10 protein-coding genes are annotated in these 7,661 nt (G+C 35.1%); 6 read left to right on the top strand and 4 right to left on the bottom strand.

The genetic code is table 11. The features are described 5' to 3' along the window. The first annotated feature begins 13 nt into the window (after positions 1-13). The 5 genes from FBT53_RS08930 (at position 14) to FBT53_RS08950 (ending at position 4,737) form a co-directional block, all read left to right on the top strand. Positions 14-1,972, top strand: coding sequence for an ATP-binding protein (locus tag FBT53_RS08930; protein ID WP_136950831.1), 1,959 nt, complete (start codon positions 14-16; stop codon positions 1,970-1,972). Further along, positions 1,969-2,388, top strand: coding sequence for a response regulator (locus FBT53_RS08935; RefSeq protein WP_136950832.1), 420 nt, complete (start codon positions 1,969-1,971; stop codon positions 2,386-2,388). The genes FBT53_RS08930 and FBT53_RS08935 overlap by 4 nt, the downstream gene beginning before the upstream one ends. Further along, positions 2,378-2,899 carry a DUF1572 family protein gene (locus FBT53_RS08940; RefSeq protein WP_136950833.1) on the top strand — a complete coding sequence of 174 codons (522 nt, stop codon included), beginning with the start codon at positions 2,378-2,380 and terminating at the stop codon, positions 2,897-2,899. Before FBT53_RS08935 ends, FBT53_RS08940 begins: the two co-directional genes overlap by 11 nt. A gap of 95 nt (positions 2,900-2,994) precedes the next feature. Next, positions 2,995-4,386 (top strand): dihydrolipoyl dehydrogenase, encoded by a 1,392-nt coding sequence (gene lpdA, locus FBT53_RS08945; protein ID WP_136950834.1) that lies wholly within the window; start codon positions 2,995-2,997, stop codon positions 4,384-4,386. Positions 4,387-4,455: 69 nt separating this feature from the next. After that, positions 4,456-4,737 (top strand): DUF3817 domain-containing protein, encoded by a 282-nt coding sequence (locus FBT53_RS08950; protein WP_136950835.1) that lies wholly within the window; start codon positions 4,456-4,458, stop codon positions 4,735-4,737. On the opposite strand, the gene aroQ is transcribed toward FBT53_RS08950, so the two are convergent. Further along, entirely contained in the window at positions 4,729-5,145 is a 417-nt protein-coding gene (aroQ, locus tag FBT53_RS08955) for a type II 3-dehydroquinate dehydratase (RefSeq protein ID WP_136950836.1), read from the bottom strand. The two genes, FBT53_RS08950 and aroQ, sit on opposite strands and share 9 nt — an antisense overlap. Then, positions 5,142-6,029 carry a hypothetical protein gene (locus tag FBT53_RS08960; RefSeq protein ID WP_136950837.1) on the bottom strand — a complete coding sequence of 296 codons (888 nt, stop codon included), beginning with the start codon at positions 6,027-6,029 and terminating at the stop codon, positions 5,142-5,144. Before FBT53_RS08960 ends, aroQ begins: the two co-directional genes overlap by 4 nt. A gap of 23 nt (positions 6,030-6,052) precedes the next feature. Between FBT53_RS08960 and FBT53_RS08965 the strand changes: the two genes are divergently transcribed. Next, positions 6,053-6,388 (top strand): TM2 domain-containing protein, encoded by a 336-nt coding sequence (locus tag FBT53_RS08965; RefSeq protein ID WP_240729797.1) that lies wholly within the window; start codon positions 6,053-6,055, stop codon positions 6,386-6,388. 71 nt (positions 6,389-6,459) lie between these two features. On the opposite strand, the gene FBT53_RS08970 is transcribed toward FBT53_RS08965, so the two are convergent. Then, positions 6,460-6,927, bottom strand: a complete 468-nt coding sequence (locus FBT53_RS08970; protein ID WP_136950838.1) for a hypothetical protein — start codon at positions 6,925-6,927, stop codon at positions 6,460-6,462. A 75-nt stretch (positions 6,928-7,002) separates the two neighbouring features. After that, positions 7,003-7,518, bottom strand: coding sequence for a porin family protein (locus tag FBT53_RS08975; protein WP_136950839.1), 516 nt, complete (start codon positions 7,516-7,518; stop codon positions 7,003-7,005). Positions 7,519-7,661: the final 143 nt, after the last annotated feature.

The following is a 7,661-nucleotide window of genomic DNA, read 5'->3' on the forward strand; positions in this document are numbered from 1 at the left end:
TAACTCAAAACCAATGACCGCAGCGTTTTTAAAAGAAAAGGCCAAAATTTTAGGCATGGGTATTGCCATGCTTTTTTTAGTTTTTATACTGTTTGGTTGGATTTTGCAATTTGATTTTATCCTTAGGTATGCGGGGGATAATTATACCATGAAATTCAATACAGCTCTTTGTTTTCTATGCCTTTTAGTAGCACTAATTCTATCGGAAGAAAAAGCAGAATCTCCATTCAACGCTATTGTTGTTGTAATTTGTTTATTTGTATTTAGCGTTGCGTTTTACACGCTTACTAGTTACTACTTTAGTTTCCCCTTGGAAATAGACAATGTCTTTGCTAAAGATTATTACAATACCGTAAACCCTGGTAAAATGTCAAAGGGTACGGCAATTTGTTTTCAATTATCAGTAATTGCCATACTACTTAAAAGGCATACTAAAAATAAAGGTCCTAAAATTGCGCAGCTTTTATTCATAAGTATATTCATCATAGCCTCCATCTCTATCATTTCCATAATTTTGGGTATTCCAGGAGAAAATAGAACTTCCTTTCTAGAAACAATGGCTTTTTCCACAGCCTTTTTCTTTTTAGCCATTGCTATATCTTATCTCTATCAAGAAAGGACCTGGGGGCCAGCTGCATTATTCCATGGTAAAAATTTAGGAAGCAAAATATTAAGAAGAACTACACCGTATATGATACTATTTACGTTAGGTGTTAGTTTTTTACATCAACTTTTAATAAAAAACCATCTTTTAGACCCTCAATTTGCAATCATTCTATTAACCATCATTCTACTTACCGCTGCTTTTGCTTTTTTAATGATTAGCAATCATTTTATTAACAAAACCAATAAATCGCGTATTAAACTTCAAAAATCCTTAGAAAATTCCAACTCAGAATTAGAACAATTTCAACACGCCATAGATCAGGTCGCCATGATTTCTGTGATGGATAATGAAGGAGTTATTACCTATGCTAATGATATGCTTTGCCAAGTGTCTGGTTATAGCAGAGAAGAACTCATTGGAGCAACGCACAGTCAACGATTAGATGCGCATAATCATAACCATTACTTTTTTGAACAGCTATGGGCAACCGTACGTAGTGGTCATATTTGGGTAAACGAAATTAAAAATCTGAGAAAAGACCTTACTACCTTTTGGACCAATGCTGCCGTGATTCCAATTAAAGACATCAACGGTGTTCCTAAAAGATATTTGGTTATAAAAATAGATATTACACGTATTAAAAATGCAGAGGAAGAAATCTTAAAACTGAATAAATCACTGAAAGGGAAAAATCAAGAATTAAAAAATATGGTGTATATCGCCTCTCATGATTTGCAAGAGCCATTACGTACCATATCCTCATTTGTAAATATTTTAGAAGAAGATTTTTCAGGTCAATTTCCAGAAGAAGCAAAAACATATTTAGACTTTATTTCTGCAAGCACTAACCGTATGAGAAATTTGGTAGGTGACTTAATGGAGTATGCCAAGTTTAATAAATCATTAGAAAAAAGCTATTGCGATTTAAACCAAATTGTAGACCATGTATTGGTAGATTTAAACGTAAAAATCACTCAAAGTTCAGCTTTTTTAGAAATTGCAAAACTTCCCAAGGTATATGGTAATGAAAATGCATTAAGGCAGCTATTTCAGAATTTAATAAGCAACGCCTTAAAATTTAGAAGAGCAGACCAAGCACCTAAAATAACCATAGAATGTGTAGACAGACCACAGGACTATCTGTTTTCCGTTAAGGATAACGGCATAGGTATAGAAGAAAAATATAAGGAAAAAATCTTTGGTATTTTTCAGCGTCTCCATAGTTCAGAGACCTATTCTGGCACCGGAATTGGACTAGCGAGTTGCAAAAAAATAGTAGAAATCCATGGTGGAAAAATATGGGTTAGCTCTGCCTCTAAACAAGGCAGCACCTTCTTTTTTACCATACTTAAAACCACGACATGAGTACAGACAACCTTTATGTTATTATGCTAATAGATGATGACGCACCCACAAATTTTTTAAATAAAAGAGCTTTGCTCAAATCTGGAATGGTTAAGGATACGATAACCATGACTAGTGCTGAAAACGCTTTGGAATACCTGAAAAAATCTAATAATAACATTTTACCACACATGATTTTCCTAGACATCAACATGCCTGGGATGAATGGCTGGGAATTTTTAGATGAATATCAAGCATCAGAAGATTATTTTCAAATTCCTGTAGTGGTTATGCTTACAACTTCTTTAAATCCAGAAGATGAAAAAAAAGCAGCTACATACAGCGATGTTCAAGGATTTGAAAGAAAACCATTGACCCAAACAAAAATAAAGCAATTATTTGACCATTACTTGGTAAATTTATCGGATGAGTCATGAAGAATTTATCCATAGTCTAACATTTGAATTTAAACGATATAAAAAACTTGGAGATTACACACTATCCGTTTTAACTCTAGAAGAATTATTATGGGAGCCTTATGTTGGTACTAATAGCATTGCCATTATCATAAAACATATGGCAGGCAACATGCGCAGTAGATTCACTAATTTCTTTACAGAAGATGGGGAAAAATCTTGGCGCAATAGGGATACTGAATTTATAACACCACCACAAACCAAAGAAGAACTCCATCAATTATGGGATGCTGGTTGGGCATGTTTATTTGGTGCTTTAGAAATGGTGAATGCTGATAATTTTAATAGTTTAATCTACATCAGAAAAGAACCACACACAGTAATAGCTGCGTTTCACCGTCAATTAGCACATTATGCCAATCATATAGGCCAAATGGTTTATTTAGCAAAACTAATTAAAAAAGAAGCTTGGATATCTCCTTCTATCGCTAAAGGAAAAACACAAGAATTTAATGATAGGTTGATGTCTTAACTTCTAAAAAAGCGGTTTGGTTTTGGGCTACCAAAATCTTGTTGAGTTCACTATCTTTGCACTCGTTGTAAATACAAAACCTAAAAGAAAAAATAATGAGCAAATTCGATGTAATTGTTTTGGGAAGTGGACCCGGTGGTTACGTTACCGCAATCCGTGCCTCACAGCTAGGCTTAAAGACCGCAATAGTGGAAAAAGAAAGCCTTGGAGGTGTTTGTTTAAACTGGGGCTGTATCCCAACAAAAGCGTTGATCAAATCCGCTCAGGTATTTGAATATCTTAAGCACGCAGAAGACTACGGTTTAAGTGCAAAAAAAGTAGAGCACGATTTTGACAAGGTAATAGAACGTAGTAGAGATGTTGCCAACGGTATGTCTAAGGGTGTTCAGTTTTTAATGAAAAAGAACAAGATAGAAGTTCTTAACGGCTACGGAAAATTATTGCCAGGCAAAAAAGTGATAGTAAAAGGCCCAAACGGAGACCCTGCAGAATATAGCGCAGACCATATTATAGTTGCTACTGGTGCCAGAAGCAGAGAATTGCCTAGCTTACCGCAAGATGGTAAAAAAGTAATTGGTTACCGTGAAGCAATGACCCTAAAAAAACAACCTAAAAAGTTAATTGTTGTTGGTAGTGGTGCCATAGGTATGGAATTTGCTTACGTATACAATTCTCTTGGTACGGAAGTAACCGTTGTGGAATATATGCCAAATGTGGTTCCTGTAGAAGATGAAGATATCTCTAAACAATTAGAACGTAGCTTTAAAAAGGCAGGTATTAAGATAAAAACTAATGCAGAGGTTACCAAGGTAGATACTAGCGGTGAAGGCGTAAAAGCTACCGTAAAAACTGCAAAAGGAGAAGAAGTTTTAGAGGCAGACATTGTACTCTCTGCAGTAGGCATTAAAACCAACATAGAGAACATAGGTTTAGAAGATGTAGGTATTGCTACTGATAGAGATAAAATATTGGTAAACGATTTTTACCAAACCAACATTCCGGGCTACTACGCTATTGGTGATGTTACCCCAGGACCAGCACTTGCACACGTTGCTTCTGCAGAAGGTATTCTTTGTGTAGAGAAAATAGCAGGCATGCATGTAGAAGCCTTGGACTATGGCAACATTCCAGGTTGTACGTATTGTATGCCAGAAGTGGCTTCTGTAGGTTTAACAGAGAAAAAAGCTAAAGAAGAAGGTTACGATATTAAGGTGGGTAAATTCCCATTCTCTGCCAGTGGAAAAGCAAAAGCAGGTGGTAATTCTGAAGGCTTTGTAAAAGTGATTTTTGATGCGAAGTATGGTGAATGGTTAGGCTGCCATATGATAGGAGCCGGGGTTACCGATATGATTGCAGAGGCTGTTGTAGCAAGAAAATTAGAAACTACTGGGCACGAAATCTTAAAAGCGGTGCATCCACACCCTACTATGAGTGAAGCTGTTATGGAAGCTGTTGCAGACGCTTATGATGAAGTCATCCACTTATAGTACTACTTAAGTAATATAAACTAAACCGCCATCAACCCTAGTTTTTGGCGGTTTCTTTTACAAAAATTTATGTTGAAACTTTTTAGACTTACTGCCATTTTAGAAGGCATATCTTACATAGCGATATTTGGATTTACCATGCCTCTAAAATATTGGGCAGGCCTTGGCTGTCCAAACAAACCTGTTGGCATGGCACATGGTGTTTTATTTATACTTTTTGTAGTCTTGGCAGGGATTCTTTGCTGGGAGAAAAAATGGGGTATTAAACGTTTTTTCATCTTTTTTGTAGCCTCCCTACTTCCTTTTGGAACCTTCTACGTAGACAAAAAGTATTTAAGTAATTTAACCTAAAAAGCTTTGTATAGCCAAATCATAGCTTTGCAGTCCAAAGCCTAAAATTACACCTTTAGCCACTGGAGAAATAAAGGATTGGTGCCTAAATTCTTCCCTAGAAAAGGTATTAGAGATATGTACCTCTATAACCGGTGTTTCTATCGCTTTAATAGCATCCCCAATCCCAACAGAAGTGTGCGTATACGCAGCAGCATTTAAAATAATGCCGTCATAACTAAAGCCAACTTCTTGTATTTTATTAATCAACTCACCCTCAATATTACTCTGGTAATACTCCAATTGCGTATTTTTAAACTTAAACTGAAGTTCAGAAAAATAATCTTCAAATGTTTTGCTACCATAAACTTCTGGCTCACGTTTGCCCAGCAAGTTTAGATTAGGTCCGTTTAGGATAATTAATTTCATTTATCTAATTTATGTATAACAAGTTGCGTAGATTCTCCCTTTTTTAAGTTACTCAACATATCAATTTTTTTGGAACCTTCGCTTATTTCTATTTTAGCTGTATTAGGCACTATTTCACCTTCGTTCTCCGCTACCACTCTTAGTGTTGTAACTTTATCTTTAAGAGGAATGGTAAAGATTCTTTTTTTCTTACCAACCACATGCTTCACAACTAACGGCTCATTATTTACATACACACTAATTACATCACCGTCTATCTTACCAGCATCAAAAATGGTTAAGTGCAGATTATTTGCATTTATAAAAATGGAGGTTTTTTCGTTGGCTTTAAGCATATTTAACCGTCTTTCTTCAATGGTCTTCGTCATACTTGTTTTTGCCTTAATACTATCTGGCACAACTTTAGCCTTTTGTATTTTTTTATCAATACGTTTAGCCTTGTTATAAATCTTAGCTATAGACTTTACATTTAATTCCCCATCCAAGCACGCAAAGCCATCATCATATCTACCAACAAACTGACCTTGAATAATATTCTCTTTAGGTAAGCTACTCACTTTGCCAGAAAAATGCACAAAGCAAAAATCATAGGTATCTACATCAGATTTGGTGTATTCTATACCATACTCTTGAAATTTTAGTGTATTACTTTCTGAATAATAATTTCCAGTAATATAAGATTTGGTTTCGTGAGCGCCACCTAAATCTGTAACAGAAAACCCTGAAACTTTTTCTCCCTTAAGCTCTAATTGTAAACGGTAGGCAACGTGTACTGTATCTTTTAGGGTTAAAACTCCTAAAAATTCATGCTTTTGCGCCTGTAAAAGGCTCACAGCGCACAATAAAATGAATAGCGTTAAAAGGTTATTCTGAAATCTGTACATTTATTTAATTAAAAACTAGTATTATGAAATTAAAATTCCTCTTTACATTTTTATGCATGATTTTTATGCTAACAAGTGTTTCTGCATCCTTTCCTGTTAAAAGGCATCAAACTAACAACGAAAGTAACGAATTAATTGAAGTTGCCGTGGCTGATTTAGAAACTCCTGTAGCTGCTGCTTCTTACAACAAATGGGTAGCACTTGCACTATGGTTTTTCTTAGGTTTCTTTGCCGCACATAGATGGTACGCTGGCAAACCAACAGGATACAATATCTTATTTATCTTAACCCTAGGAGGTTTAGGGGTATGGTGGGTCATAGACTTGGTGAATATTCTTAATGACACCTTCCCTAATTAGATTTTAAAAAAATTTAGAACAAAAAAAGCAGTGCCAAAGCACTGCTTTTTAGTTGTTGATTATGTAATTTATTAGTTGAAAGCGTATCTAAAGCCTAAAGCAAACGCACCAGCTTCAAAACGGTTTCCGTCAAAACCATCACTCAATCCTAAGATAGGTCTCCAACTTCCAGAAAAAGCTAAAGGCACATTAGGGATTTTAAAATCCAAACCTACATGTGGTCTTAAAGAGAATTGTGTGTCAAAATCTTTAATTAACCAAATGCTTGGTCCTGCTCCTGCAAACCACTGTAAACCATCTGCACCAGAAAACTGACCGTGATAAGAATACAAGAAAGTTAAAGCAGTTACCTGATCTTCAAAACCAAGATCAAATTGACCTGCATTATTTTCATCAAAAAAGTACTTACCACTTGGTCCAACAAAGGTAAAACCTTCTCCTAAATCTAATCCTAAACCAATAGCTCCTTTATAGTTTTGCGCTTGAGCGGTTAAGGCTAAACCAAAAACTAAGGTCAACGTAATTAAAAGTCTTTTCATAATATGTAGTGTTTGTTGTTGAAGCTTCAAATGTATATAATTCAACATTAAATAAATCTTAAGAATAAAACAATCTTAAAATTTATAACCTACACCAAAAGTTAAGTATTTACCCTTAGCAGTAATGTCTAAATCACCCGAATAAGAATTGTTAACTTGGAAAGTGTATCTCCCTTCTAAAAAGAGTCCAAAAGGGAAATCATAGCCCAAACCTGCTCCTAATCCTAAATCAAATGCACTAGCATCTTCTGGCAAGTCTTCTAAAGAGAAACCGAATTGAGGACCTGCTTGAAAATGCAATCCATCGGCAACAAAAATCTTAGCCATAACTGGAATAAAAATAGCAGAACTCTCATCTATATTGGCGTAAAGTAGTTCTGGTCTAATCCCAAATTTTTCAGTGATGGAAAAATCACCAACTACTCCAATGTAGAAACCTGTACTGCCATCTACATCTTGTTTTTCACCTTCAAATTTTACAGTTGCATCTGCATTAAATAAACCTGCAGTTACACCAAAAGAAGTGTCTTGTGCATTAGCGCCAATTGTAATACCTAGTATTGCTACTAAAGAAAATAATAAGTTTTTCATAATAAATTAAGTTGTTTGATTATATATTAAAACGTTACAATAATAATAAAATAAGGCATCGTCCTGAAATAGGTTGACTAAAAAAGTTATCATATTTAGCAATCTATGGAAGAATCAAAAAAACCACCCTGTCGAAAAAAGAA

Source organism: Flavobacterium sp. ASW18X (assembly GCF_005144745.1).
Lineage (GTDB): Bacteria > Bacteroidota > Bacteroidia > Flavobacteriales > Flavobacteriaceae > Croceivirga.

What these genes read in the sequence shown, in the direction of transcription:
- FBT53_RS08960 (WP_136950837.1), bottom strand. Translation starts at nt 6,029, where the DNA reads ATGTACAGATTTCAGAATAACCTTTTAACGCTATTCATTTTATTGTGC.
- FBT53_RS08950 (WP_136950835.1), top strand. Translation starts at nt 4,456, where the DNA reads ATGTTGAAACTTTTTAGACTTACTGCCATTTTAGAAGGCATATCTTAC.
- FBT53_RS08975 (WP_136950839.1), bottom strand. Translation starts at nt 7,518, where the DNA reads ATGAAAAACTTATTATTTTCTTTAGTAGCAATACTAGGTATTACAATT.
- FBT53_RS08935 (WP_136950832.1), top strand. Translation starts at nt 1,969, where the DNA reads ATGAGTACAGACAACCTTTATGTTATTATGCTAATAGATGATGACGCA.
- FBT53_RS08930 (WP_136950831.1), top strand. Translation starts at nt 14, where the DNA reads ATGACCGCAGCGTTTTTAAAAGAAAAGGCCAAAATTTTAGGCATGGGT.
- aroQ (WP_136950836.1), bottom strand. Translation starts at nt 5,145, where the DNA reads ATGAAATTAATTATCCTAAACGGACCTAATCTAAACTTGCTGGGCAAA.
- FBT53_RS08940 (WP_136950833.1), top strand. Translation starts at nt 2,378, where the DNA reads ATGAGTCATGAAGAATTTATCCATAGTCTAACATTTGAATTTAAACGA.
- FBT53_RS08970 (WP_136950838.1), bottom strand. Translation starts at nt 6,927, where the DNA reads ATGAAAAGACTTTTAATTACGTTGACCTTAGTTTTTGGTTTAGCCTTA.
- lpdA (WP_136950834.1), top strand. Translation starts at nt 2,995, where the DNA reads ATGAGCAAATTCGATGTAATTGTTTTGGGAAGTGGACCCGGTGGTTAC.
- FBT53_RS08965 (WP_240729797.1), top strand. Translation starts at nt 6,053, where the DNA reads ATGAAATTAAAATTCCTCTTTACATTTTTATGCATGATTTTTATGCTA.